The sequence below is a fragment of the Clostridium sp. FS41 genome, from assembly GCF_000954015.1.
Lineage (GTDB): Bacteria > Bacillota > Clostridia > Lachnospirales > Lachnospiraceae > Enterocloster > Enterocloster citroniae.
In genome coordinates, this window is sequence record NZ_JYHN01000046.1 from 38,613 (window position 1) to 64,711 (window position 26,099).

Below are 26,099 nucleotides of genomic sequence, written 5' to 3' on the forward strand. Positions count from 1 at the left end.
GAGTCTTATTTCCGGGGAACGGAATCCACCAGGAGCCCCTCCATGTCCTCCCTGGCCACATCCACATGGTACATAACTTTATAGTAGTCAATGGCCAGATCCACAATATCCACATCATATAAATCCGGATATAACAGGTTTGTCACCCAATGCAGCCCGATAAAGCGGTTGACAGAGGGCGGACGGTCGGCCCAGCTGAACGGATTGCTGGGCATTTTATATACCCTTCCGTTCTTTACAGCGTCAATGGTCGCCCAGTTTGGATCGCTTAAGATCGTCTCATATGCATGGGTTGTACCCTGGGTGATGATGACCTGGGGATTCCAGTCCAGCACCTGCTCCATGGACACGGCCGACTGTCCATAACCTGCGGCCGCGTCCACAACAGCCACATTGACCGCTCCGGAGGCATTAAACACATAGGACCGGTTGGAACTGGCAGGTTCCGTTGCAAGCCCGTCATCCCCCTCCGCGTAGTAGAGGGTTATCCTGTCCTTTTCCGGGATCTGTGCCACTGCCTTGTCAATATCCGCCACAATTTTGGATGTGTATTCAATAAGTGTTTCAGCGTCCGCCTCCCTGCCGATCACCTTTCCCAAAAGCCTGTACGCCTCCTGATAATCTTCCATATCCCCGCTGAACAGGATCACGGGGATATCCAGCTGGGCCTGGAGTTCATCCGCCTCCGAGATATCTTTCTCACTGATCTTCCCCGTGCCCATGGACAGGATTACCTGCATATCCGCATTCTTGATCTCCTCCAGGTTCAGGTTTCCTTTTCCCGAACGTGTGCCATAGCTTGGCAGATCGCAAACCTCAGGAAGGATGAAGGGCCGCTGTTCCTCGCTGAACGCATTGCCTGTGTTGCTGGGAGCCGAGGTCATCCGGTCCGGCGCAAGGGTATACAATAGCAGCAGGGAGGTGGAACCATCCGGGTACATGCGCTCCAGCTTGTCCGGGGCAGGAATGGTAATGCTCCGCCCTCCCATATCTTTTATCTCCACCATGGACGCAGAAGACTGCACATCCGCCTGATCCTCCGGCCCATCAGCCTTGCCCTTTGTCATGTCGGCCCCGGCAGTGTCCTCAACAGGTTCCGTGGTCATTGCGGTATCCGGGATATTTCCTGCCGCCGATGCCTTCTGACCGCACCCGGACAGCACAAAAGCCGTCAGGGCCGCTGCACACAGCCATTGTTTCCATACATATTTTCTCATTACTCATCTTCTCCTTTAATTATACATTCTATTTTGAAAGGCCTCCGGTATCATGTCCATATCATTCCAAAGGTTCCTTTGCAATCACATATCCGGCACCGGTATGCATACGGTTGCATTCTTTCCGGCACTCAGTCCCACATCCCTTACCTTGATGGTCATTCCATATATCTTTTTCATGATATCCTCCCTTACCACCTCACGGGCTCCTCCCATGGAAACGATCCTTCCGTCCCTCATAGCCACAATGCGGTCCGCGCAGTACAGGGCATGGTCCGGATCGTGGGTCACCATCAGTACCCCCATCCCTTCATGGGAGAGTTTTCTCATCTGGGCCAGCACCAGGTACTGGTTTCCATAATCCAGGCTGGCCGTGGGCTCATCCATGATCAGCAGATCCGGCTGCTGGGCCAATGCCCGGGCAATGATGACCATCTGTCTCTGTCCGCCGGAAAGCTCCGTATAGCATTGGTCGGCATACTGCCCTATTCCCAATCGCTCCATGGCATCCCGGGCAATGCGCCTGTCATTGGCCGTGGGGCGGCAGGTCCTGCTCAAATGGGGGGTGCGGCCCAGCAGTACCACATCCCCCACGGTAAAGGGGAAGGGCGGCTCATGGTGCTGGGGGATATAAGCCACCTTTCGGGCCATCCTTCTCTCATCCATACCATGGACATCCTCCCCATATAGGGTAATGCGGCCCTTCTGAGGCTTTTGAAATCCCAGCATGGTTTTCAGCAGGGTGGTTTTCCCGCACCCGTTCGCTCCCAGGATGCACACATACTCCCCTTTTTTCATATCAAAGGATACGCCGCAAAGCACCTGGTGTTTTCCATAACTGAAATGCACATCTACCGCCTGTATCATTCCCTGCCTCCTCCCTTTCCGCTCCCATATCTGAATATAAAGAAAAAGAAGGGCACTCCGATCACAGAGGTCAGGATCCCGATAGGAAGCTCCACTGTAAATGCAGTCCGTGCAATGTTGTCCACCAGCAGTAGAAAGGTTGATCCCAATATGGCGCAGATAGGGATCAGGCGTTTGAAATTGGGTCCTGCCAGCGCCCGTGCCACGTGGGGGATGACCAGCCCCACCCAGCCCACCATGCCGCACACAGACACACAGGATGCTGTGATCAGTGTGGAAGCAACGATCACCAGGCTCTGCACCCGGCGCGTCTTGATCCCCAGGCTGCGGGCCTCCTCCTCCCCAAAGGAAAGCACATTAAGCTGCCACCGCATGAAAAAAAGGATCAGGAAACCAGCTCCAATGGGGATCAGGATACTGAACAAACGCGCCCTGTTCATGGTATTAAAGCTGCCCATGAGCCAGAAGGTGATCTGGGGCAGTTTATTGTCGTCATCTGCCAGAAGTTTGATGGCGGACGTTCCGGACTGGAACAGGGTGCTCACCATCATTCCGCCCAGGACCAGTCCCAAAACAGTGTCACGGCTGAAACGCCTGGTGGCTGCGGCGGCAATAAAAACAGCCAGGATCCCGCCTCCAAATCCCATGAGCTGGATATAAACCGCGGGCATGTTTAGCATCATGGCAACACACGCCCCAAATGCAGCGCCCGCAGATGCCCCCAGGATGTCGGGCGACACCATAGGATTCTTAAACATTCCCTGGTAGGCGGCCCCTGCAATGGATAATCCGCCCCCTACCAGCATTGCTGCCAATACCCTGGGCAGGCGTATATTAAAAAGCGTTGTCTCCATATTAGGATTGGCGATCCGCGTGGGGTCTACAAAATGGTAGTACAATGTATGCAATAAGTCCGGTACGGACATGGGAAACCTGCCGATGGCGAATGAGTACAAAAACGCAGCTGCCGGGAATACCAGCAGGACAGGCCATTTGGAAGACGCCTTCTTTCTCCGGTTCATTATCAAATATTCCTCATCTCATATTGTTCATTTTATCTGCTTTATTTTATCTGCTTCATCTCATATTCCCGGCGGACCTATTCAGAGGTTAGCCGGGGCAATTTAAGGAAGGTTATTTGCGCATGATGATCCAGCGCCCCTGGTCCTCATTGTCAATGATCTCATGGGAAATACCATGCCGGTCCAGCATCTCACTCAGCATCTCATTGGATATCTGATTGCTCCGTTCCATGATACGTCTGGGCCAGTCCGGCCAAATCGCCTGCATCTTGGGGCGTATGGCCTCTGCCAGCTCTGCGTTCCCCATTCCTCCGCCAATGTAGGTCATGCCCCCCGGGGCCAGGATACGGTATATCTCCAATATGGCCTTTTCCAGGTCATTCCAGAAAGTGTAAGATCCACGGCTGATGATCAGATCCCCATAATGGTCCGGCAGACCTGTGCGCTCCACATCCCGGTTTAAAAACTCCGAGCGCTGGGAAAGCCCCCGCTCACCGGCCCTTTTTCCGGCGATCCGGAGCGCGGTTTCATTGATATCCACAAAAACCCCCTGATATCCGGTCCGTTCCATCACAGCAAAACCCAGGTGTCCTCCGCCGCAGCCCAGATCGATCATCCTCCCCTCCCGCCGGCCGCAGGTTTTAAGAATGGCCTCGGCGATCACCGGGTAAATGGGGGAAAATATATTCTGTGCAATGTAATCAAATGTAAATTCATCATTGTCCCATGGTCTTTCAGAGGGACACTCTTTCAATTCCGGCATTTGGCCACCTCCTGTTCACAAGTTTTTATCTTCTTCCACGGGGATAAATTCCAGCCCGCGAAGCAGTTCCACTTCGATCAGTCCTCCGGCCGGTATGTCCTGGTTCAGTTTTGTCATATACTGTCCGTTGGCCATGATGGAACGGCTCATGGGCGTCTCCCTGATACTGCAGGGAGTTGCCAGATATCCCTTCCCGTCCCGCCTTTGTACTACTTCCATATTCACAAGCATGGATACCATATCGCTGCCCAAAAGCGGCTTTGTCAGAGCGGCCTCAATGGTCTGCCTCTTTCTGGCAGGACGGTTCAGGTAATGGGATACCAGTCCGTTGATACACCACTCCAAGCCGTGATAAGCTGCCATAAAAGGTCCCGGCAGATTGATGACAGGCTTTCCGTCAATGATTGCCGCACATAAAGGTTTCCCGGGCACTGCCTGGGCACCGTGGCAAAGCACCTTTCCCTGTTGGTGGAGCAGGGTGGCCGTATAATCTTCCTCCCCCTTGGAGGAACCGCCGCCCATGACTATGATATCCGCCTGGGGCATAGCCCGGTTAAGGGCATCCGCCATCTCCTGCCCATCGTCTCTGACAATGGGCAGACACAGCGGGGTGGCCCCCATCTCCTTTAAGGTCTCACGCATCAGCAGGCTGTTGGTGTCAATATTCTTTCCCCTGCTAAGCGGCGTTCCCGGAGCGATCAGTTCGCTTCCCGATGGAATGAATGCAACCACAGGCTTTTTCCAGACGGTTACCCTTGTGATCCCGCCCATCTGCAGTCCGGCCAGATCCCTGGGACGAAGGGGCAGACCGGCCTTTGCCAGCATTTCCCCTTCCCTCACCGTTGAACCTGCCAAACGCACATTGCAGCCCGGCGCCACATTCACTCCCTCATGGATACTTAGTTTTCCTTCCCCGGAAAGTTCCACATCCTCAATAGTGATCACCGCATCATATGTATCGCTAAAGTCATCTCCCGTGTCAGCCCTTTCAAAGTCCACCCCCTGTACCCATCCGGATGTGTCCGGCATTCCCTGGGCAAAGCGGGAGGAAGCCACCGCCACACCATCCCTTGAGGATGCCCGCACCACGGGAAGGGTAAGCTGTGAGCAGATATCTAAGACCGGAATGCGGCCCAATGCGGCCTCAACCAAAACCTCCTCCTCCTGCCTCTTAACAGGCCAGTTCTCAATGATCCGCCTGATGATATCCTCCCTTGATAAAAGTGTTTCAAATGTGGGAACATATTGATTTGTCACCTTTTTCCTCCTATATAACCCCTTTTATTGCTGTTTCCTGTTGTACATTACAGTTTTTCGTTATTCTTTTAAAAGTATAACGCTATTATGAGGTATTGTCAATTAAAAGAAAATCTGGATATGATTTCCTGGCCTTGACATTCCGACATGTGTGTCGTATTATATTTTAAGACACATGTGTCGGTAATTAAAAAACAAGTAAAAGAATGAGTGAACAGAACTTGTAACAGCTCACCATCTCTTAAGATGGGAGTTTTAACCGGAGGAAAAAACGATATGGTGAATCGGCGTGGTGAGGAAACCAGACGGCATATTAAAAGAAATGCTTATTCATTATTTGCTGCTAAAGGTTTTAAGCAGGTGACAATGAAGGACATATGTGAAGCAGCAAAGCTAAGCCGGGGCGGTTTATACTGCCATTATGAAAGCACTTCACAAATTTTTCAAGAGATCATAGATGATCTCTTAAGCCGGCAGGAGGATACATTTGATTTTAAAATAAAGCAGGGCCAACCCGCCGTTGTAATTTTAAATGAAGTGTTGGAAACTTATAAAAGGGAAATGCTTGACAGCGGAGCCTCATTGAGCCTGGCAATCTATGAATTTTTCAGTTTATGCGGCGGACCGGACCGGAAAAACGCTCTGTATCAACAGTACATGCTGTCCGCCAACAGCTGGGAAAAGCTTATTCAATATGGGATTGAGAGAAATGAATTTAACCATGTGGATATTCCTGCAGTATTTGATCTGATCGTGTTCTCTTATCAGGGTGTGCGCATGTTCAGCAAACTGATGCCAATCAATGAACAGATACCGTCCGGCATCATAAAAGAGATCAAAAAAATATTAATAAGGGAGGATTAAACAATGGCAGCTGTTTTTAACAATTTTCAGGAGGATACCAATGCTTTTATAAACCCAGGCGACCTGACAAAAGAGATAAGCGGGTTCCCTCAAATCTGTATCTCCACTTTTTCAGAAAACATTATCAATCATTTTATTGAAACCAATGAAGCCCGCATAATTGCACATTTGTATTCTTCAAACGGAGCCATCCCCGTGTACGCCGTCAAATATGCTGATATGACCTTTGGTTTATTCCTTTCCAGGGTCGGCGCTCCGGCATGCGTGGCCGGGCTTGAGGAAATAATAGCCTTAGGCGCAAAAGGTATCGTTCTTTTTGGGTGCTGCGGAGTGTTGAACCAGTCGGTTGTTCAGAACAAGATCATCATTCCATTGTCAGCGGTCAGGGATGAGGGCACAAGCTATCACTATATTCCCAGCAGTGAAGAGATAAGCGCTGACAGTTCTTCAGTCAATCTTACAACAAGATGCTTGGAACAGCATGGGATTCCTTATGTGGCCGGAAAGGTCTGGACCACGGACGCCATCTACAGGGAGACCACCGGATTAATTGAGGAGCGCAAAAAACAGGGCTGTATTGCGGTTGATATGGAATGCTCCGCTTCCCTGGCCGTGTCTAAATTCAGAAATGTTCCGGTCATCCCCTTCCTGTTCGGAGCCGATCATCTTGACTCGGACCGCTGGGAGCCAAGGGACCTGACAGATTACGGGCGTCATTTAAGTGATAAATATATTGCCATTGCCTTGGAAATTGCATTGGTTTTAGGGGAAACGGTGAAATCTGCGGAAACCAAAAAACCAGACCTTTTATCTGAAATCTAAAAAATATATAAAATTAGCACTCACCTCTTGACAGTGCTAACAATTGTGTTATAATGCATGTATAACAAATAAAACAAACAGTTCTATCAGCAAGGAGGATACAACGATGATGTTAATACCAAGAAGAAACTACGGACTTAATTTATTTGATGAATTTTTTAATGATCCATTCTTTACCGGCTCCACTGAGAAAAACAGCGACAGCAGGAAGCTTCCCGTGATGCGAACCGATATTACGGAAAAGGATGGCAACTATATAATGGAAATTGAACTTCCGGGATTTAAGAAGGAAGACATCAAGGCAGAATTAAAGGACGGATACCTGACCATTTCAGCTGAGCATGACGCCTCCAGCGAGAGCAAGGATGATAAGGGAACCGTGATCCACAGAGAGCGCTACACCAGTTCCTGCAAGAGAACCTTCTTTGTAGGCGAACATACCAGACAGGAAGACATTAAGGCAGGCTTTGAAAACGGCATCCTGAAACTGCAGGTGCCAAAGGATGCGCCCAAGGTAGAAGAAACCCCTAAATATATCGACATACTGTAATCCCTCCCTTTTCTTACCCTCTTTTAATATACATTTACCACATAGCCAAAGGCAGACGGAGCGCCCCCACGCCGTCTGCCTTTGGCTGTTATGGATTTTTCCTATTGTCTTTTCCAGATGAGCTGGTCTTCTTTTATGGTTGCAAGAACCTTTATGTCCCTGATTCCATCCGGCTCTGTTGACAGTGGGTTTTTGTCCAGCACTGCAAAATCAGCCTTTTTTCCGCTTACAATCGAACCTTTTTCATCTTCCTCAAAGTATTGGTACGCCCCATTGACCGTGATGGCCTTTAATGCCTCCCAAACCGGCAGCCGCTCCGTACCGCCAAGCACCACGCCTCCTTTTGTCCTGCGGTTTACCGCGCACCACAGCGTTTCCATCATATCGGGACGTATGACCGGGCTGTCCTGATGTAAGGTAAATACAATGCCCTCCTTAAGAGCTGATGCGGCCGGACTGATGCGGCCGGCCCGCTCCATTCCGAAATTTTTGATGTGCACGTCCCCCCAGTGGTATACATGGGCCAGGAAAAAGGAGGGAATCACTTTCAGCCGCTTCACCTGCTTTAGCTGATCCAGTCCAAGAAGCTGGGCGTGTATCATCACCGGGCGTATATCTCCGGGATAAAAGGCGGGACAGTCCGGATCTTCATTTTTTTTCAGATATCCGTAAACAGCTTCCATCTGGTTCAGATACTGTTCGCAGGCCATATCCCCGTTACAGTGCGCCAGAAGCTGCATTCCCTCCCTTTCAGCTTTCAGTATGTGGGCGTATACTTCCTCATCCTGCAGCGTACCATATCCTCTGTAATCCTTTGGCTGTCCGCCCTCTTGATCCGCCTCATAGGGTTCCCTCATCCAGGCTGTCCTGCCCTGCGGCGAACCATCCAGGAACATTTTATATCCGCCCAGCTTGATATGGTTTTTATAAATCCTGATGTGATCCTTTAATTGTTCAGTGACAGTCTTGCTGTCCCTGATATCCCCATACGCCACCAGATCCAGTTTCAAAAGCCCGGAACCGGCCAGCAGCCCGTACAGGGGAAGCAGACGTTGGGACAGCAGCCCCTCCTGGACCGTGGTGATCCCATGGGAGGCGTACAGTTCCTGCGCCCTGGAATACGCCTGCAAAAACTCCTCCTTATCAGGCATGGGAACCTGGTTCTGGTACTTTAAAAAGGCTGCCTCTTCCATGTAGCCGGTGATGGTTTTGTCCTTTATCTCGATCACGCCTCCCTGGGGACATACGGTATCGGGTGTAATCCCAAGCTGGTTCAGGGCCATGGTATTCAGCACACCCATATGGCCTGACTGGTGTTTCATGATCAGGGGATTGCGGGGCGCCGCCTGATCCAGCACCATCCGCCTGGGATGGGTGTGCTCCTTCAGGCAGTTATGGTCATACCCGGACGCCTGTACCCACTGGCCCTCCGGTATCTTCCTCTGCCTGATAAAATCCTGTATGCGTGAAATAATGGTATCAAAATTTTCCGCTCCGTCCAGGTTTACCTCCATGGTATTGCTGGCACACGCGGTAAAATGGCTGTGGGGATCGATGAAACCCGGCACCATTACATTTCCCTGAAGATCCCCCTTACGGACCTGGGAACCGGCCCGCTCCAGCAGGTCTTTATAAGTTCCGGCATCTGTAATCCTCCCATTCTCCGTAAGCACGGCCTCCACGCATGGCTTTTGGTCCTCCATGGTAAGGATCGTTCCATTGTAATACAATATCTGTCCCATGATGCGCTCTCCCTTCAAATTATTTGACTTTCCATTCTATTATTAGTATAGTACCCTATAGTATGATCCCGTATCAATCCGGCTTTCCGCCGCACATTAGAGTATGCACACAAAAGGAGTTTCTTATGATTCTTAAATGGATAAAAAGACACAGACCTTTGACGGCCCTCCTGATCATTTTCCTCTATCTTGTCCTGGGGGCCACTGCGCCCTTTTATCATTATAAACCTGTTTCCCAAATAACAAAAGAAAATACTTCGGCCGCTGATTTTTATCAGGATGGTCCGGGCTGTGACCGGGCCATGATCCTGGAGACGAACCAGAGCGCCTGGGACGAACGGATGCGCCTGATGGGGATGGCAAAGGAACGGATCATTCTGTCCACCTTTGATTTCAGGGACGGAGAAAGCCCCAGGGATATCATGTCCCTAATGCTTCACAAAGCGGATGAGGGGGTAAAGGTCCAGATACTGGTGGATGGTTTTTCCGGTCTGGTGCGCATGGAGAGGAACAATTACTTCTATGCACTGTCCAGCCATCCCAATATAGAGATCAAGATCTACAACAAGATAAATCTGCTTCAGCCCTGGACAACCCAGGGCCGGATGCATGACAAATATGTGATCGCGGACGATTACGGCTATATACTGGGGGGAAGGAATACCTTTGACTATTTTATCGGTTCCTATCCCACCAACTCCCGCAGCCACGACAGGGAAGTCCTGGTGTACAACACGGCCCACGGCACAGAAGACAGTGCAAAAAGCTCCCTGTACCAGGTAGAGGAATATTTTAACCAGGTCTGGAACCTGGAGGTATCCTCCCTGTTCCATGACAGTGAAACCCTGGGTGAGAAAACATCTGTTAAAAATGCCGCTGCCGTGCTCAGGGAGCGGTATGACTCGTTGGCATCCGCCCATCCGGAGCTGTTTGCCCCGGATAATGAGGATGACCTGGCGATCCTGGAAGGGCCGGATCCCCTCACCTATTATCAGACCCATACCGTGCCCGCGGGAAAGATAACCCTGGTGTCCAATCCCACCACCATCTATGCCAAAGAACCGGTGGTATTCTACACCTTGACCCAGCTGATGAAACAGGCAAAAGAGCGTGTGGTGATCCACACGCCCTATGCCGTATTCAACAATACCATGTATGAAACCATGTCAGAAGTGACAAAGCAGGTCCCGGTCACCATGATGGTCAATTCCGTGGAAAACGGAGATAACTTTTTTGCCTCCAGCGACTATCCCCTGCACAAAAAGAAATTTATCAACACAGGCATGGAAATCCTGGAGTATGACGGCGGACTCTCCTATCACGGCAAATCCCTTGTGATCGATGATGAACTGTGCGCCATTGGCTCCTATAACTTTGACCTGCGCAGCACCTATATGGACACTGAGCTGATGCTGGTCATCCAGAGTCCGCCGCTCACCGCCCAGCTGAAGGAGCACATGGATTCCTATCAGCAGGACTGCCGCACCCTGCAGTCAGACGGCACCTATAAAATCCCCGCCCACGTAAATGTGGCATCCGTTCCTCTCTACAAACGCGCCGCGTGGAAGGTGGTAGGGTTTGTAATGCAGCCCTTCCGGTTTCTGATCTGAATCAGATCACCCTCTTATCCTTCCATTTCCCTGTGAGATACCGCGCAAAGGAGATCACATAGTTGGCCATCCAGCCCATGGGAACCGCATACCAGACAGCAGCAACACCCCATACCGGTGCGAAATGGAAGGCGCCGAACACGCGGATCGCCAGGTTCACCAGGTTTGCTATGGTAAACACAAGCACATCCCCGGACCCTCTTAAAAGGCCGTCCGTACACGCTTTTAACCCGATGAGCACAAAGAAGTATGCGATAAAGGACAGATACCCGGTGCCTGCCGCGTATGCGTCAGGGCTCATGCTGCCTCCCAGGAAGGAGGCGATAATCGGGCCGTTGGTCAGGGAGACCACCACTGCTATGAGTACTGAAAAGCCTATTATGATCCCGTAACTGGCCCTGTACCCCTTTTTCACCCGTTCCAGCTTACCTGCGCCGATATTCTGGGCCGTAAAGGTTGCAACTGCATTTCCTGTGGCGATCATTGGCACCACGCAGATAGACTCAATGCGGCTGCCCGCAGAGTATCCGGCCAGGGCAGCGGAGCCAAAGCCATTGACCACGGACTGCACCAGCAGCATCCCGATGGACACAATGGACTGCTGAAGGATGGACGGAACCGCGATCTTGGTGCCTGATCCCAGCATCCTGGTGTCATAAAAGCGGAATTCATCTTCCGGTCCCTGGGCATACCCTCTTAATTTTTTCAACAAAAGGGCAAAAGAGATAAGGGCGGATACACCCTGGGCCATTACGGTTGCAATGGCCACGCCGTCCACCCCCATTCCCAGCCAGGTAACTGATATGATATCCAGAACCACATTCAGCAGGGACGAGAATATGAGCAGGTACAAAGGCGTCCTGGAATCCCCCATGGCATTGAATATGGCAGCCAGCACATTATACATGAACAGGAAGGGCAGCCCCAGGAAATAGATTCCCAGATACAGCCTGGCCTGGCCCATAATATTTTCCGGCGTGTTCAGGCCCTCAAGGATCCGCCCGTTCATGGCAAATCCCACGCCCCCCAGCACCAGGCTTACAGCCAGGAAGGTGATCAGGGACGTGGAAATGGATGTCTTCATCCTTCCATGCTGCTTAGCCCCCAGATATTGGGATGTAAGCACGGAAGCCCCGTTTCCTCCTCCAATGGCGATCATGATAAACACATTGGTCAGGGCATAGGACGCCCCCACTGCCGCCAATGCATCCTCGCCCACAAAATTTCCCACGATCATGGAATCAGCCATATTATAAAACTGCTGGAACAGGTTTCCCAGGATCAGAGGCAGGGCAAAAACAAGCAGGCTTTTTCCAGGGCTCCCCTCTGTCAGGTCAATCTGTTTCTTTATCCGCCGTCCTGCGGCATTTTCTCTCACCGTATCCCCACTCATTGTTTTCCCTCAAATATCATCATTATCCCCAGATATCATCATTCCCTTGTGATATCATCGTTCCTATAGTTACGATCAGTTATGGTCCATTTCCTCAAATTCCTCCAGCAGCTCTCCAAAGAAATTTAATGCCTCGTCCACCGGTTTGGTGGTGGACATATCCACGCCGCAGAGTTTCAAAAGGTCGATGGGCGTCATGGAGCAGCCGCCGCTTAAAAACTTCTTATAACCCTCCAGCGCACCGGACTCACCTTTCATGATCCTGCTGCTGATGGCCACTGCCGCGGAAAAACCGGTTGCGTACTGGTACACGTAAAACGGTGTGTAGAAATGAGGGATCCTCTCCCACTCATAGTCGATCTGGGGGTCCACCGTCATTTCCCCGCCAAAATAATCCGCATTCAGCTGATGGTATTCCCTGCACAGGTTCTGGGCGGTCAGGCTTTCCCCTGCAGCTCCCTTTTTGTGGGCCATGTTCTCAAACTCCGCAAACATGGTCTGACGGAACAAGGTTCCCCGGAAGCTTTCCAGAAAATGGTTCAGAAGATATGCCTTTTCCTTTTTGTCCTCCGTCTTTCCCAGCAGATGGCGGATCAGAAGCGCTTCATTGCAGGTGGACGCCACTTCTGCCACAAATATCTTATACCCCGCATAGGTGAAGGGCTGGTTCTTATCGGAATACCAGCTGTGGATGGAATGCCCCATCTCATGGGCCAGGGTAAACACATCATTTAAGGTGCCGTGGAAATTCAAAAGCACATAGGGATGGCTGCCGTAGGTTCCCCAGGAATAGGCACCGCTTCTTTTTCCCTCGTTTTCATAGACATCGATCCAGCGGTTGTCAAAGCCCTCCTGAAGCACGGACAGATACTCCTCCCCCAGAGGCGCCAGACCTTCCTTCACAATGGCCTTTGCCTCCTCATAGGTATAATGGCGGTCCACTTCCGACACCATGGGCACGTAAAGGTCATACATGTGAAGTTCATCCACTCCCAAACGCGTCTTTCTCAAGGCCGTGTAACGGTGAAGCTTTGGAAGGTTTTTTCTCACGGCCTGCACCAGATTGTCATAGACCAGCTCCGGCACTTCGTTCTCTGCCAGGTAATATTGTCTGCTGGACTCATATTTTTTTGCCTTTGCGTAAAATACAGCCTGCTTTACATTGGAAGAAAATGCGGCCGCCAGGGTGTTGCTATACTGTGCATACACGCTGTAAAGCCCTTCAAAGGCGTCCTTTCTGATCCTCCGGTCCTTGTTCTCCATCAGAGAAATATAGTTGCCGTGGGTGATCTGGATCCCTTCGCCGTTTTCCCCTGTGATCACAGGAAACTTTACATCCGCATTGTTGAACATGGTAAATATCTGGCTGGCTCCCTGTGTGGCGTCATAGGACTGGGCCAGAAGCTCCTCCATCTCACCGGACAGGGTGTGCCGGCGTTTATCAAGGATCATCTCCAGCGCACGCTTAAAGTGGCTGATGCCGTTATCCGCCTTCATAAAATCGTCCAGTGTTTCTTCCGGTATGGAAAGGATCTCAGGAACAATAAAAGAGGAATATTCCGAAGCCTTGTAAGAGAGGGACTGGGCCCTGGCAAACATATCCTGATACCCTTGCTGCGCCGTGTCCTGGTCCGAGCGCATCCTGGCATATACATAAAGAAGTTCTATTTTCCTGGACATCTCATCATCAAATTTCAGGCACTGGTACAGGCTGTCCGGGGACTCTGCCAGTTTTCCCCGAAAATCCGCATACTGCTTTACTTCCAGGGACGCCTCCTCAAACAGCTTTTCCCATTGGCTGTCACCGGGCACCATGTCCTCCAATTTCCACGTATCCTTAACATCTACCTCACTGCGCTTCTTCATATGAACCAGCTCCTTTCACATCCGGCACCGGCCATCCTTTAAAAGCCTGGCGCCATTCTCATTTTTGTCAAATCAGGTTTGCCATCAACGGCACTACGATCACGGTCATAAGCCCTGCCACTGCAATGGAAAGGCTGCTCATCGCTCCCTCTATCTCCCCCAGTTCCAATGCCTTTGCAGTTCCCACCGCATGGGCGCTGGTTCCAAGGGCCAGTCCTTTGGCCACGGGATGGTGTACCCTGGCCAGCCTGAGAATCGCCTCCCCCGCCATATTTCCCAGGACACCGGTAAGTACTATGCTCATAACGGTCAGGGTGACGATGCCCCCCGCCTCCTCGCTGACCCCCATGCCAATGGCCGTGGTAATGGACTTTGGAAGAAGGGTCACATAATGCGTATGGGCCAGGCCCAGCACCTTGCACATGAGGAAAATGCTCACCGCGCTTGTGGCCACACCCGCAGTAATGCCCAGGGCAACCGCATCCCCGTGTTTTTTCAGCAAATGCAGCTGCTTATACAGAGGGATTGCCAGACAGACGGTGGCCGGTGTCAGAAGCCATCCCAGATATGACGCACCTTTATTATATGTTTCATAATCCATTCCTACTCCAAATATGCAGCCAATGATCAATGCGGCCGATACCAGGAGAGGATTCAGGATGGCAAGACCTGTCTTATTCCTCAGCCAGCAGGCAAACAGGTATGCACCAATGCTCAGCGCCAGTCCAAAATATTGGGACTGCTCTAAAACCACGCGGATACTGTCCCTCATCTTACTTTTCCTCCTTTGCTTCCTTGGACTGCATGACCCACTGGGCCATGCGCCCGGTGACGATCATCACCAGTATGGTGGACACTGCTATGATCAGCAGAAAGGGTACCAGAACCGCCTTTACCTCCCCGATACATTCCACGATCCCCACAGTGGCGGGTATGAACATCATGGTCATGGTATCCATAAGGAAATTACCGGTCCCTTCCACGCTTTCCAGTTTCACAGCTTTGCTCATAAGGGCTGCAAGCATGATAAACAGTCCGTATACGCCTGCCGGAACAGGCAGGGGCAGCACCTGGTATAAGATCTCTCCCACCATGGTGATGCCCAGAATAATCCCTATCTGTTTTACGTATTTCATCTTTTCCTCCGATTGAGACTCACACATCTTCAGGTGGTGAGTAATAACTGGCTTGTTTTTTCAAACACGGCTATTATTCTACCACCCTGTTTTTGCAGATTCAACCCGAAGATGTATAAATACACAAGAAATACAATCTTTCGCCATTGCATTATATTGCCTGCTGTCCTACAATAGGAAAATGAAATGGATAAAAAAACACACCTGCCCGGAGGGAATCCTGTTATGAACATTGTAAACGCCTTATCATTATCCCGTGAACAGATAAAAGAAATACATGATATCACCAACCTATGCCGGAAGCAGGATGGCATTTCCCTTTCCTGCCCAAATGACGGGGATGATTTCTGGCTTTTGTATGAAGGTGATCCGGAAACCAGCTCCATCAGAGCATTTTTTGCAGTATTTAAAACAGACGCTTCCTGCTGGGAATGTTATGCCTTTACCAGGCCCGACTCCCGCGGTAGGGGATATTTTTCCGCACTGTTAGAGGCTGTACTCACGGCGGGACAGGAGGCAGGCGATCCGGACCTGTGCTTTGTCACGGACAACCGCTGCGGGGATGCACAGGAGATCCTTAAACATCTGGAAGCAGAGTTCTGGTATGATGAATATATGATGGAATGCAAACTGGATTCAGCATCAGGCCTTGACCTGGATTCAGCATCAGGCTTTGACCTGGATCTTGCCATGACCGTGGAGGATGAGGGACCGGAATGGGGCATGATCCTGCGTATTGCAAAAGATGGGTCTGCAGCGCCGCCGGCAGGCACCTGCCGCCTCTCCATCCATGGGGACAGCGCCTATCTCTACAGCCTGGAGATCGCTCCCCATCTGCGCGGTCAGGGCGTGGGTTCCATGTTTGTCCAGGGGATCATGGGCATGTTAAAGAAGGACGGCTGCAGACAACTGCGGCTGCAGGTATCCGGCACCAATGAACCGGCTCTCAGGCTTTACAGAAAAACAGGGTTCCGCATAACGGAAACCCTGTCCTATTATTTGTATTAGAGCGCGTCTGCTAATCCCTGCGCACCGTAACCCCCTGCGCCTCGATCTTTTTGCGTATGGCAAGCATCTTCTGATCTGTCTCAGCGATCACATGGGCGCATTTTCTTAACTCTTCACTGATTTCTCCATCATCATCGATCAAGGATTTTTTATACTTTAACTGGTGGTCCAGGCTGGCCCAGAAATCCATGGCAATGGTCCGGATCTGTACCTCCACCCTGATCGGTTTCTTGCTGTCGGAAAAGAAGACGGGTATCTCAATAATCATGTGATAGCTGCGGTATCCATTGGGCTTGGGATTCTTAATATAATCCTTTACGGCAATGACCGTGACATCATCCTGACGTACCAGCATATCCGCCACCTCATAAATATCATCCACAAAGGAACATATGATGCGGATACCTGCCACATCATCCAGATTCTTCTCCATGGATTCCAGGGAGATCTCCATTCCTCTTCGCTGAAGCTTTTCCACAATGCTCATGGGCTTCTTTACCCTGGACTTGATCATCTCAATTGGATTGCGCTGATTCTTAACCGACAATTCATCATTGAGCACTTCCAGCTTTGTCTTCACTTCCCGGATCGCACAGGTATAACGCATCATGGCCTGCTGAAACTGCCGCGCCTGGTTCATCCAGACTTCAGGCACCTGTACCAGATCCGGCACATTGACGATGGACTGATGAAGTTCGCTGTTTGGATTCATGTTAATATTCATGTTCATCGGTTCACCTCATTATCAATCGTGTAATATTCTTACATCTGCTCCACCCCGCCGTATCACAGGGCTTCCACTACCTCAGCCGCATGTTCAAACCATGGCATCTCCATATATTCCACACGTCCGGCATCCACCATCTGGGCAATCTTTGGATCAATAGGGATCTGGGCAAGCACCTGAATGCCGTGCTCCTTCGCAACCTCCTCCACATGTCCTTCTCCAAATACACTGATACGCTTACCGCAGTCCGGACATTCCAGGTAACTCATATTTTCCACGATTCCCACAATGGGGATATCCATTTTCTTAGCCATATTCACTGCCTTGGCCACGATCATACTCACCAGTTCCTGGGGAGAGGTTACAATAATGATTCCATCCACGGGCAGGGACTGGAATACGGTCAGCGGCACATCTCCTGTGCCCGGAGGCATGTCCACAAACATGTAATCAATATCCTGCCACAATGTCTCAGACCAGAACTGCTTGACTGCACCGGCGATCACAGGGCCTCTCCAGATCACAGGATCCGTATCCTTGTCTAAAAGCAGGTTGGCGGACATGATCTCCACTCCCTCCATGGATCTGGCAGGAAGCATCAGCTTGCCGTCCGGTGAGGTCATTACACCGTCATTAGGAAGACCAAATGCCATGGGGATGGACGGTCCGGTAATATCCGCATCCAGAACAGCGGTCTTCTTTCCCTTTCGGTTCATACTCACAGCCATCATGGAGGTCACCAGTGATTTTCCAACGCCCCCCTTTCCGCTGACTACGCCGATCACCTTTTTTACGGAGCTGGCCGGATTCAGTGCCTCCAGAAACTCACTTTTATCAACGGTACGGCTCTCACAGCTTGCACTGCAGGAGCCACAGTCATGGTTACATTCACTCATTTTTCGTTCTCCTTCCAATTTTCCTCAGGGCGTGTCCGGAAATTGCGCCTGCACGCCGGCCGTCACACTGTCTTCTGCCCGCCGCGTCCCGCGCTTTAAAGGAAATCCACCATATAGAATCATTGATCCAAACACGCCCTAACATCATGTCCATTATAAAACCATTTTCATCTATTGTCCATTCTTTAAACAATAAAATAAATATTAATAGACAATTCTCTTTCCTGGACTGTAAATATTTTACAAAATTGTGAAATCTTCACAAGTCATTCCCTTCTTTATTTACTTTTTTGTGCTTAAATGCTAATATAATAATAAGAGTATGTGAAGATTCTGTGAACATATCTATGATTCAGGAGGTGCTGCCAATATGAAACTTACCACCGCAAAAACACTTCGCCATGGACCTTCCCCCTATGAGCAATATACTGAAAAGAACCCTGGACTGACCAGGATCAAGGCCGCGGAAAACTTTACACGGATAAACGGCATGATGGATTTTTATAAGCGTACCTCCCGGATCGTGATTGCTGCAGCCGGACTTCTTCTGGTGGTTTCCCTTGTGGTCCTTTCAGGCATCGGCTTTCGCACCATCACCCGTTCCCCGGCCAACCGCAGTGCATTTTCCTCCTCGGTAGATGAGATGCTGAAAAAGGACAGCGCCATCACACAGGTACAAATGATGAATTACAGCAGCTATTATGTTTATCTGGATGATTCGGTTTGGTATGGTTTGACGGAATCTGAGAAATCCGATTACTGTACCCAGCTTGCCGATGTCATGAATGAAAAGTGCCATTCCTATAACATACTGGGCCGGAAAGAGACTGCCCGGCTTTACTTTTACGATTCCAGCGGCAGTCTTGTGGCACAGCCGTCCGAGGACGGGCTGGAGAATGTGATCCTGCGATAAGCCGCATCCTACGGGGCATAACCGGAAAGTACCTCAGTCCCCTGCCATTGCTCTCATCAGTTTATCCAGGCTGAATTCCGGTTTTTCCAGTATGCCCTGTTCCAGACGTCTTTTATTAAGATCCGAGTGCTCCACCTCTCTGGAATACCGGTGGGCCACATCCACAAAATCCAGGAAATCCAGGGTCCCTCCCTTCTCCTTCCAGACAGCCTGGGCCAGTTCCCCTATGAGAAGGGTACTTACAACAGCCAGTTTCATTTTACCGTAAGGATTCCCATGATAGACAGCCCCGCAAAAATAGGTGAACACAAAATAAACCATGAGCTGCTCCTCCCACAGAGGAAGCTTTGCCTCTAAAGGCCCATGCCTGAACGCTGCGCGCTGCCGCCCATATGCAATTCCCCCTTCACCGTACAGTGTCCTGCCGGCCTGCTTTGCAAAGCCGGGCCAATCCTGTTTCAATACCTCAAAACGCCCAATGATCCCATACATGTTTTGCATAAGTTCCCACCGCTCATCCGGCAGTACGCTGAAATCTTTCATCTTCCTTACAAACCACGGATTCCTGTTCTTACCGCGGTATCGCTCCAACAGGGCATCTGTTTCAAAGAGTCTGTTCCGGCCGATCCTCCCCTGCATATCATGGGCAAGGGCAAGGCACATGGCCATGCGGACATTTATGTCCAGTGTCCGCTCCTGCAGGATGGAGATTGCCAGTTCCCTGGCATCCATAAGCTTTGTGTAAAGGAAAAAGTCGAAATCCTCATAGGATTCCTGTCTCTCATCTTCCTTTGTGATAAAACGCACCGGTTCTTCACATCCCAGGATCAGCTTTGCCGCTTCAATGCAGGACATGCACAAAGATATCTCCCTGCATCCCTCAAACTCCTCTATATGCCTGGGATAGGTGCGGCAGGTCCTGCACAGATTTGCGGCCCCTGTCTCCCCATAGATGTCACAGAGATCATTTTCATTCAAAAAGGCACACCTGCCTTCATACTGCTTGAAACAGGCTCTGTTCCAATGAATGGAATTATGGAGCCGGTTGCCGAACGGCCCCTCCATGCGCCGGTAATGCTCCAGAGTTTTTTTGTCGATCATGATCTCCCACCCCGCACAGCAGGTATCCGGACACTCCGATGCAATGCAGTGGAATTTCTTATAATAGTGGGGTATTGTGTATATCATTTCACAAGGCTCCCCGTTTCCAGTCTCAGGAGCATTTTCTTCACATCCGTGCCTGCAGCATAGCCGGTAAGACTTCCGTCAGAGCCCATGACCCGGTGGCATGGGATCATGATCGAAATAGGGTTATGCCCCACGGCCCCTCCCACTGCCTGGGCCGACATGGTGGTCCTTCCCATCTGTGCGGCCATCTCCTTCGCTATATGGCCGTAAGTCGTGCTGCCTCCGTATGGGATACGGCACAGGATCTTCCATACCTGCTGTCGGAATTCACTCCCGGACGGTGCCAGGGAAGGCATAAAATCAGGCTCCCTGCCTCCAAAATATTCCTCCAGCCATGCTCCTGCCTCCCGGAAGATCTCCAGGCTCCCATTCTCCTCATAGAGTTCAGGAACCTCCTTCTGCGGTCTAATCCTCAAACCTCCCCGCCCATCAGGCTCCAGCATGCCGCGCTCCAATGTGCTCCCAAAATACTTCTGTCCCTGGATCCAAAGTCCTGTTATACTTTTTTCATTGCCCGAAAGGGTGAGAATGCCCGCGGGCGAGGGAATCGTACCTATGTATATCATATCCATACCTCTCCTTGTAGATTTATGATTCTTTCATTATGGAAATCCCCTCCATCCGGGGACCTCCCTGCTGTATATAATTTTACCGCTGCCACCGCAGTATATAAGGGTATTGTACTACGAAACAGCAGTTGTATCCACTACAAAATAACTTGCGTAAATGTACCCGGTTGCATATTCCGCTTGTATGATATATGCTAAAAGACAGGCATTGTGCTCATATTGTAACGATTGGGCGGAAACAGGAGGTATTTTTCATCCTTCAGCGGGCCTGGGCAGATGTGCATGTCTCCCCGGCACAATGATGCCATGGAAACAGGACAGACGCCGCATCATTCCGCCAAAGAGAATCAAACACCGGTACCCTCAGTGGACAAGGGGACACGCTTGTCCACTGAGGATATCATGATACAAGAAAACATCTTCCTTTCCGGCCGTATATTTGGTATGATACCCTCAATGAACATAAAGGGAAGGAGCCATGATATGAAATACAGGGAATTAGGAAAAACAGGACTTAAGGTAAGCGAAATCGGATTAGGAGCGGAATGGCTGGAACGCCACAACGGAGAGGAAATAAAAGAGGTAATCCTGCACTGCGAATCCGCGGGCATCAACATCCTGGACTGCTGGATGTCTGAACCAAATGTGCGATCCAATATCGGCGCCGCCATACAGGGCCGCCGGGACCGCTGGATCATTCAGGGTCATATTGGATCCACATGGCAGAACGGGCAGTATGTGAGGACACGGGACCTGGACAAGGCACGGGCGGCATTTGCCGATCTGCTGGAACGGCTGGACACTGATTATATTGACCTGGGAATGATCCACTTTGTGGACGAGGAAGCGGAATTTAAGCAGATCATGGAGGGCGAGTTCTACGCATACGCAAAAGAACTGAAAGAAAGGGGCATCATCCGTCACATTGGCATGAGCACCCACAATCCTGCTGTTGCAAAGCTGGCAGCGGAATGCGGAAAGATAGAGATGATCCTGTTCAGCATCAATCCGGCCTTTGATATGCTCCCGGCCAGCGAGAATATTGATGACTATTTTAAGGAAACTTATGATGAATGCCTGGGTGGAATTGCTCCGGAGCGTGCAGAATTATACAGGATATGTGAACAGAACAATATCGGCATCACTGTGATGAAGGGGTACGCGGGCGGGCGCCTGTTCTCAGCTGAGGCATCCCCCTTTGGAGTGGCCCTGACACCGGTGCAGTGCCTTCATTATGCCCTTACCAGGCCCGCTGTGGCCAGCGTCCTGGTGGGATATGATACACCGGAACATGTGGATGCAGCCGTGGCCTATGAGACAGCCTCTGAGGAGGAAAAGGATTATGCCACCACCTTGTCCCAGGCCCCTGCCCATGCCTACTACGGACAGTGTACCTACTGCGGCCACTGCGCACCCTGTCCTGTGGGGATCGATATTGCCATGGTCAACAAGCTCTATGACCTGGCCCTGATGCAGGATACGGTTCCGGCCACCATAAAAGCGCATTATGACAGCCTTTCCTCCAATGGCAGTGACTGCATCGGGTGCAGGGGCTGCGAAGAGCGATGTCCTTTTGGTGTTTCTGTTTCTGAGCGCATGGTCAGGGCAGGGGAATTATTCCAATAAATATGATGTCTATAATCTGCTCAACAGATTGTAGGCCGTGATCCCATAGATCAATACAGCCATGCCGGCAAACATGGCCGCGTCACCTTTCCGGCCTTTATCAAGGGATTCCTTTGCATTGACAAGCAGTGCCAATCCCAGAAATATAAACATAACCGGCAAGGATATATTATAAGGCAGGATTCCTGTCAGCCCCAGGGCTGCAAAAAAGATGGTCAGTATGGAAAACAACAATTTGGGTTTATTCATATCCGGCTTCTCCTTTTCATCTACGTGTACTCTCGGAATCTCCTGGTACTCAAATCCGCGCGATGTTTCTTGCCTGTCTCTATCTTAACACATTGTGCTCACAGTAAACAGTACTGAGATGGAATAAATGGATTGAGATAATCGGAAAATGAGGCCCTACAACACCTAGTTGACCTGGGACTTTCAGGCCGTATTACCCTTCAAAGCCAACGGCTTCGCTGGCTGCCCCTCCTTACACCCTCGCGGTATGCCGGTACAAGAGACGGACACCAGCGCATTATGGACGGTATACTGAACAGTGATCTAAAGGGAGCTGCCCAGGCGATCCGCAACCACTTACAAAGTTCACTGGAAAACTATACCCAGAGACCGCGAACAGCTATAAAAGGGCCCTTGTGAAAATCCTTCCACAAAGGCCCTTTTTCCTCTCTTATCCTTAAGTGTACTCTGGCAGTCCCCTGGTACTCCGAGTACACTTTACTTACACACCCTTCTCAAACGCCTGGTCCGCAGCCCTCTGCGCCATCACGATCCGGTCACACCACCGGTCAAACTCCGGGTCTTCCACCTGTGTCTCAGGGTGATCCAGCATATAAACCACGGATTGTCTCAGTCCCTCTGCCATGGAAACCGTACATACAAAATCAGGGACCGCCCGTTTGATCTTTGTATTGTCAAATACAACACTGCTGGATTTATCACCCAGAAGTTCCCCCCTGAAATCATAGGGCCCACTGTGCCTTGCAAGAAAATCAGATGCCACATGAAGGGCATTCAGCGGTTTTCCCAGGGCTTCGGCTATGGTTTCATAAATCTGATTCCACGTCATGCTCTCATCGCTTGTAATATGATAGGCATGTCCGATGGCGTGGGGATTGCCCATCAGCCCCACATATCCCCTGGCAAAATCATCGGAGTGGGTCAAGGTCCACAGGGATGAGCCATCACCCGGTATGATCACCGGCTTATCCTCCATGATCCGCTTTAAGATCTGCCAGTTTCCCTTTGCGCCATGTACGCATACCGGCGGCTTGGTTCCATTATAGGTATGGCTGGGGCGGACAATGGTAACCGGGAATCCCTCCCTTCGGCCGGCTGCCAGCAGCACATCCTCAGCCGCAATCTTGTTTCTTGAGTACTCCCAGTACGGATTGATTAAGGGCGTACTCTCCGTGATCCGGTGATCGGTCACCGGCTTCTGATAAGCGGAAGCACTGCTGATATAAATATACTGTTTGGTCTTACCCTTAAAAAGACGGATATCCCTCATAACATCCTCGGCTGTAAAACCAATGAACTGGGCCACCACATCATAGTGCTTTCCCTCTAAGGCCGCTGCCACAGCCTCCTCGTCATGGATGTCCGCCACAATGGAATCCATCCCATCCGGTACAGGCTTGCTCCCGCGGTTAAGCAGGGTTACATCCCATCCTCTCTTTAATGCCAGCAATGTCACCGACATGCTGATCGTTCCCGTACCTCCAATAAATAGTGCTTTCACAATGGATACCTCCGTTTATCTGTATTTTTATGGTATATATCAACAAGGAAGTCACACGTTTTTAATGCCGTACTCCTTATATAAAACTTCATGGAACGCCTTATCCTCTGTTGCTCTCAATAAATCCTCTGTTCTGGAATCCTTCCATGCTCTCTCAGAAATTTCTCCATATATCTCCCTTCTCATAGCAGTCTGACATGGCCTGTATGATCGCCTCGTCCCTGGTCAGTCCCCTGAGATCTCATTGGAAATATTCTTATATTTTAGCAGATACCCCATTCCGTGTCCAGAGCAAATAAGTTTTCCAATATAAGGCGTTCCAAACAGAAAACGGCACGCCCAAAAGGCCATGCCGCATCCTGTAAAATAATATTATACACTTACACAAACAAGTTCACACAATTCCGGTCACTCAACATAATACGGAAACTGTGTAATCCTAAGCTTTGTACACCCATAGGGAATCAGTTCGATTTTCTCCGGTTCCCCCTGGATCTCCACCGGGCTTTTCGGAATAAGGCCCGCGCTATTATGCTCAAGACACCAGCCTTCCAGGCGCTTTCCGGTTCCTGTAAGGACAACCGGCGGATTCTGTTTGGAAAATGGAACGCGGCCTATCGTATTTTCCGCTACAGCCAGGGGAGCATTCTTTGATATAGCGTAGTTCCACGGACTGATTGGATAAACTTCATAATCGCTGACCCCTGCAACTTTGCGGACCGCCTTCCACTGTTCCTTTATATTCAGGGCATATACCAAAGGTCCGCGCTCCACAGCCAGACTGTCCTTAAACCAATGGCTTTGGCGGATATCCATCTCAAATTCAACCGTAATCTCATCCCCTGCTTTAAGTCCCCGGACCGTCACATAATCTTCACTCCTCCCAAGACGGCGCTGCTTTCCCTCCTGGCCAACCCGTATATGGGAACACCAGCCCGGAATCCATATGCGGAGAACAGCTTCAGGCGCCTCGCCTTCCGCCACGCGATAGCAGATCCTGTTTTTAAAAGGATATTCTGTCTCCTCAATGATATGTACCTTTTCTCCGGCTAATTGAGTGACGATGCTGCTAGGTGCATGGACCATGGAAACCAGCGTATGTTCATTTTCCTTAAACCACAGAGACTTCAGCAGCTTAGGCCAGCCCTGGTGCATATTGGCAGTACAGCAGCCGAAATTCGGCTCAAGACCGAACATATTGGATTCTTCATTTGTATTGAACCAATCCCGTTCGGCCCGGTTGGCAAGTACCTGATTAGCCTGCTGAAGATACTGATGAGCCATAAAATCCTCTGTTATAGTGGCAGGCAGGGCGTTATACGCCAGCTTTTCTATTTTGTCCCCATAGTCGCCTCTGCCAAATGCCTCGATCATAGTCTGCAGGCTGAACATATACTCTACAACGGAACACAGTTCCGCGCCGCGGGAAGGATTGTTTCCGGCCAGATGCTCATCTCCGTTCAATGCTCCGGTGGCTACCCCATGAAAATGTTCCGCCGCCTCCAAGCCCCTGTCTGTAATTTCTTCATAATCCCTATCATTAAAAAAATAAGACAGCATGGCCGGGTATTTAAATCCCATGGTCAGATTAACAATATGGTTCGTATGGTATTTCATTACCTCATCCATAGAGCTCTTCTGATAATGAGCCAGTAAACGGTCCCAACTGTAATAATACTCAGCAGGCCGTACAAAGGGAAAGTCCTCAAATACCTCATTCCAGTCCAAAGCCTGGCTTTTCAGCTCCGCTGCCAGCTCCTTTAAAACTTCTCCGGTCTGTTGACAATACCAGTTGATACAATAGAGCAGATCTCCGATCCTCGCCTTGGACCATTGAGTCATGGGCCGTTTAAGGATTTCTTCCTGAAGATAGGAAAAGTAACCGCTAAACAGTTTTAACACCCGTTCGTCCTCTTTGATCTCATAGTATTGAATCAGTACTTTCAGCATAACAAAACGGGACCAATAATCCTGCCTGCTGGCCACGGGGCCGAAATTTCCGCTCGCATCTGCACTCTCCAGGGTCCATTCCACAAAACGGCAGGCCAGTTCCCAATGTTCCTCATCCTTCAAATACCAGGCCAACGGCAAAAGGCCATCCAAATAGTAGGGTCCTCTCTCCCAGTTTTCTCCGGTTCCTCCCAGCCATCCGGAATAGCTTCCCACACAATCCCACACCTGATAAAGCTTTCCTGTCAATCCCTCCATCTGTATTTCCATCTGCCGCTTTAACCAGCCTTCCGGCCGGATTTCAGGTATGCGGCAGCATTTTAAACGTTTGATATTCTTTGTACACATGTTCAGTCCTCTCTG

Annotated in this window: 25 protein-coding genes; 8 read left to right on the forward strand and 17 right to left on the reverse strand. The window is 50.4% G+C overall.

Going from position 1 to position 26,099, the window contains the following annotated elements; all coding sequences use genetic code 11:
- Nucleotides 1-5: 5 nt before the first annotated feature.
- The 5 genes from CLFS41_RS07060 to CLFS41_RS07080 form a co-directional block, all read right to left on the reverse strand.
- Nucleotides 6-1,217 carry an ABC transporter substrate-binding protein gene (locus tag CLFS41_RS07060; protein WP_052665648.1) on the reverse strand — a complete coding sequence of 404 codons (1,212 nt, stop codon included), beginning with the start codon at nt 1,215-1,217 and terminating at the stop codon, nt 6-8.
- Nucleotides 1,218-1,301: 84 nt separating this feature from the next.
- The gene (locus tag CLFS41_RS07065) at nt 1,302-2,084 is read right to left on the reverse strand and encodes an ABC transporter ATP-binding protein (RefSeq protein ID WP_045091865.1); all 783 of its coding nucleotides are present in this window, start codon (nt 2,082-2,084) and stop codon (nt 1,302-1,304) included.
- Nucleotides 2,081-3,106 carry an iron ABC transporter permease gene (locus CLFS41_RS07070; protein ID WP_045091866.1) on the reverse strand — a complete coding sequence of 342 codons (1,026 nt, stop codon included), beginning with the start codon at nt 3,104-3,106 and terminating at the stop codon, nt 2,081-2,083. The genes CLFS41_RS07065 and CLFS41_RS07070 overlap by 4 nt, the downstream gene beginning before the upstream one ends.
- Before the next feature lie 112 nt (nt 3,107-3,218).
- On the reverse strand, nt 3,219-3,869 hold the full coding sequence (locus CLFS41_RS07075) for a class I SAM-dependent methyltransferase (protein ID WP_045091867.1): 651 nt from the start codon (nt 3,867-3,869) through the stop codon (nt 3,219-3,221).
- A gap of 15 nt (nt 3,870-3,884) precedes the next feature.
- Complete coding sequence (locus tag CLFS41_RS07080; protein ID WP_052665655.1) at nt 3,885-5,126, reverse strand: molybdopterin-binding protein; 1,242 nt, start codon at nt 5,124-5,126, stop codon at nt 3,885-3,887.
- Nucleotides 5,127-5,402: 276 nt separating this feature from the next.
- Between CLFS41_RS07080 and CLFS41_RS07085 the strand changes: the two genes are divergently transcribed.
- The 3 genes from CLFS41_RS07085 to CLFS41_RS07095 all read left to right on the forward strand — a co-directional run bounded on the left by CLFS41_RS07085 (nt 5,403) and on the right by CLFS41_RS07095 (nt 7,362).
- Complete coding sequence (locus CLFS41_RS07085) at nt 5,403-5,990, forward strand: TetR/AcrR family transcriptional regulator (RefSeq protein ID WP_252208099.1); 588 nt, start codon at nt 5,403-5,405, stop codon at nt 5,988-5,990.
- 3 nt (nt 5,991-5,993) lie between these two features.
- The gene (locus CLFS41_RS07090; protein ID WP_007859826.1) at nt 5,994-6,812 is read left to right on the forward strand and encodes a nucleoside phosphorylase; all 819 of its coding nucleotides are present in this window, start codon (nt 5,994-5,996) and stop codon (nt 6,810-6,812) included.
- A 109-nt stretch (nt 6,813-6,921) separates the two neighbouring features.
- Nucleotides 6,922-7,362, forward strand: coding sequence for an Hsp20/alpha crystallin family protein (locus tag CLFS41_RS07095; protein ID WP_347467890.1), 441 nt, complete (start codon nt 6,922-6,924; stop codon nt 7,360-7,362).
- A 101-nt stretch (nt 7,363-7,463) separates the two neighbouring features.
- Here the strand turns inward: CLFS41_RS07095 and CLFS41_RS07100 are convergent, their stop codons facing one another.
- Nucleotides 7,464-9,104, reverse strand: a complete 1,641-nt coding sequence (locus tag CLFS41_RS07100) for an amidohydrolase (RefSeq protein ID WP_007859831.1) — start codon at nt 9,102-9,104, stop codon at nt 7,464-7,466.
- A gap of 125 nt (nt 9,105-9,229) precedes the next feature.
- Between CLFS41_RS07100 and CLFS41_RS07105 the strand changes: the two genes are divergently transcribed.
- Nucleotides 9,230-10,714, forward strand: coding sequence for a phospholipase D family protein (locus CLFS41_RS07105; RefSeq protein WP_007859834.1), 1,485 nt, complete (start codon nt 9,230-9,232; stop codon nt 10,712-10,714).
- 1 nt (nt 10,715) lies between these two features.
- On the opposite strand, the gene CLFS41_RS07110 is transcribed toward CLFS41_RS07105, so the two are convergent.
- The 4 genes from CLFS41_RS07110 to CLFS41_RS07125 form a co-directional block, all read right to left on the reverse strand.
- Nucleotides 10,716-12,107 carry an MATE family efflux transporter gene (locus tag CLFS41_RS07110; RefSeq protein ID WP_045091870.1) on the reverse strand — a complete coding sequence of 464 codons (1,392 nt, stop codon included), beginning with the start codon at nt 12,105-12,107 and terminating at the stop codon, nt 10,716-10,718.
- A 75-nt stretch (nt 12,108-12,182) separates the two neighbouring features.
- A complete protein-coding gene (gene pepF / locus CLFS41_RS07115) occupies nt 12,183-13,973 on the reverse strand; it encodes an oligoendopeptidase F (RefSeq protein ID WP_045091871.1) in 1,791 nt (596 codons plus the stop codon).
- Nucleotides 13,974-14,040: 67 nt separating this feature from the next.
- Entirely contained in the window at nt 14,041-14,745 is a 705-nt protein-coding gene (locus tag CLFS41_RS07120) for an LrgB family protein (protein WP_007859840.1), read from the reverse strand.
- 1 nt (nt 14,746) lies between these two features.
- A complete protein-coding gene (locus CLFS41_RS07125; protein ID WP_007859844.1) occupies nt 14,747-15,109 on the reverse strand; it encodes a CidA/LrgA family protein in 363 nt (120 codons plus the stop codon).
- Nucleotides 15,110-15,295: 186 nt separating this feature from the next.
- On the opposite strand from CLFS41_RS07125, the gene CLFS41_RS07130 reads away from it, so the two are divergent.
- Nucleotides 15,296-16,117 carry an N-acetyltransferase gene (locus tag CLFS41_RS07130; RefSeq protein ID WP_045091872.1) on the forward strand — a complete coding sequence of 274 codons (822 nt, stop codon included), beginning with the start codon at nt 15,296-15,298 and terminating at the stop codon, nt 16,115-16,117.
- A 10-nt stretch (nt 16,118-16,127) separates the two neighbouring features.
- Here the strand turns inward: CLFS41_RS07130 and CLFS41_RS07135 are convergent, their stop codons facing one another.
- Nucleotides 16,128-16,841, reverse strand: coding sequence for a GTP pyrophosphokinase family protein (locus CLFS41_RS07135; RefSeq protein WP_040415560.1), 714 nt, complete (start codon nt 16,839-16,841; stop codon nt 16,128-16,130).
- 62 nt (nt 16,842-16,903) lie between these two features.
- Nucleotides 16,904-17,740 (reverse strand): Mrp/NBP35 family ATP-binding protein, encoded by an 837-nt coding sequence (locus tag CLFS41_RS07140; RefSeq protein ID WP_007859850.1) that lies wholly within the window; start codon nt 17,738-17,740, stop codon nt 16,904-16,906.
- A 370-nt stretch (nt 17,741-18,110) separates the two neighbouring features.
- On the opposite strand from CLFS41_RS07140, the gene CLFS41_RS07145 reads away from it, so the two are divergent.
- On the forward strand, nt 18,111-18,653 hold the full coding sequence (locus tag CLFS41_RS07145; protein WP_045091873.1) for a hypothetical protein: 543 nt from the start codon (nt 18,111-18,113) through the stop codon (nt 18,651-18,653).
- A gap of 33 nt (nt 18,654-18,686) precedes the next feature.
- On the opposite strand, the gene fliB is transcribed toward CLFS41_RS07145, so the two are convergent.
- Nucleotides 18,687-19,841 (reverse strand): flagellin lysine-N-methylase, encoded by a 1,155-nt coding sequence (gene fliB / locus CLFS41_RS07150; protein ID WP_045091874.1) that lies wholly within the window; start codon nt 19,839-19,841, stop codon nt 18,687-18,689.
- On the reverse strand, nt 19,838-20,407 hold the full coding sequence (locus CLFS41_RS07155; protein ID WP_007859857.1) for a methylated-DNA--[protein]-cysteine S-methyltransferase: 570 nt from the start codon (nt 20,405-20,407) through the stop codon (nt 19,838-19,840). Before CLFS41_RS07155 ends, fliB begins: the two co-directional genes overlap by 4 nt.
- 486 nt (nt 20,408-20,893) lie before the next feature.
- Here CLFS41_RS07155 and CLFS41_RS07160 point away from each other — a divergent pair, with 486 nt between their 5' ends.
- The gene (locus CLFS41_RS07160; RefSeq protein WP_045091953.1) at nt 20,894-22,036 is read left to right on the forward strand and encodes an aldo/keto reductase; all 1,143 of its coding nucleotides are present in this window, start codon (nt 20,894-20,896) and stop codon (nt 22,034-22,036) included.
- Nucleotides 22,037-22,045: 9 nt separating this feature from the next.
- Here CLFS41_RS07160 and CLFS41_RS07165 read toward each other — a convergent pair whose 3' ends face one another.
- On the reverse strand, nt 22,046-22,285 hold the full coding sequence (locus CLFS41_RS07165; protein ID WP_007859859.1) for a hypothetical protein: 240 nt from the start codon (nt 22,283-22,285) through the stop codon (nt 22,046-22,048).
- Nucleotides 22,286-22,477: 192 nt separating this feature from the next.
- On the opposite strand from CLFS41_RS07165, the gene CLFS41_RS29345 reads away from it, so the two are divergent.
- Complete coding sequence (locus tag CLFS41_RS29345; RefSeq protein WP_278280006.1) at nt 22,478-22,684, forward strand: FCD domain-containing protein; 207 nt, start codon at nt 22,478-22,480, stop codon at nt 22,682-22,684.
- A gap of 82 nt (nt 22,685-22,766) precedes the next feature.
- On the opposite strand, the gene CLFS41_RS07170 is transcribed toward CLFS41_RS29345, so the two are convergent.
- Together CLFS41_RS07170 and CLFS41_RS07175 are read right to left on the reverse strand one after the other, a co-directional pair.
- Nucleotides 22,767-23,786, reverse strand: coding sequence for an SDR family oxidoreductase (locus CLFS41_RS07170; protein ID WP_045091875.1), 1,020 nt, complete (start codon nt 23,784-23,786; stop codon nt 22,767-22,769).
- Between the two features lie 408 nt (nt 23,787-24,194).
- Nucleotides 24,195-26,084: a beta-L-arabinofuranosidase domain-containing protein gene (locus CLFS41_RS07175; protein ID WP_045091876.1), complete on the reverse strand. Its 1,890-nt coding sequence runs from the start codon at nt 26,082-26,084 to the stop codon at nt 24,195-24,197.
- Nucleotides 26,085-26,099 lie beyond the last annotated feature (15 nt).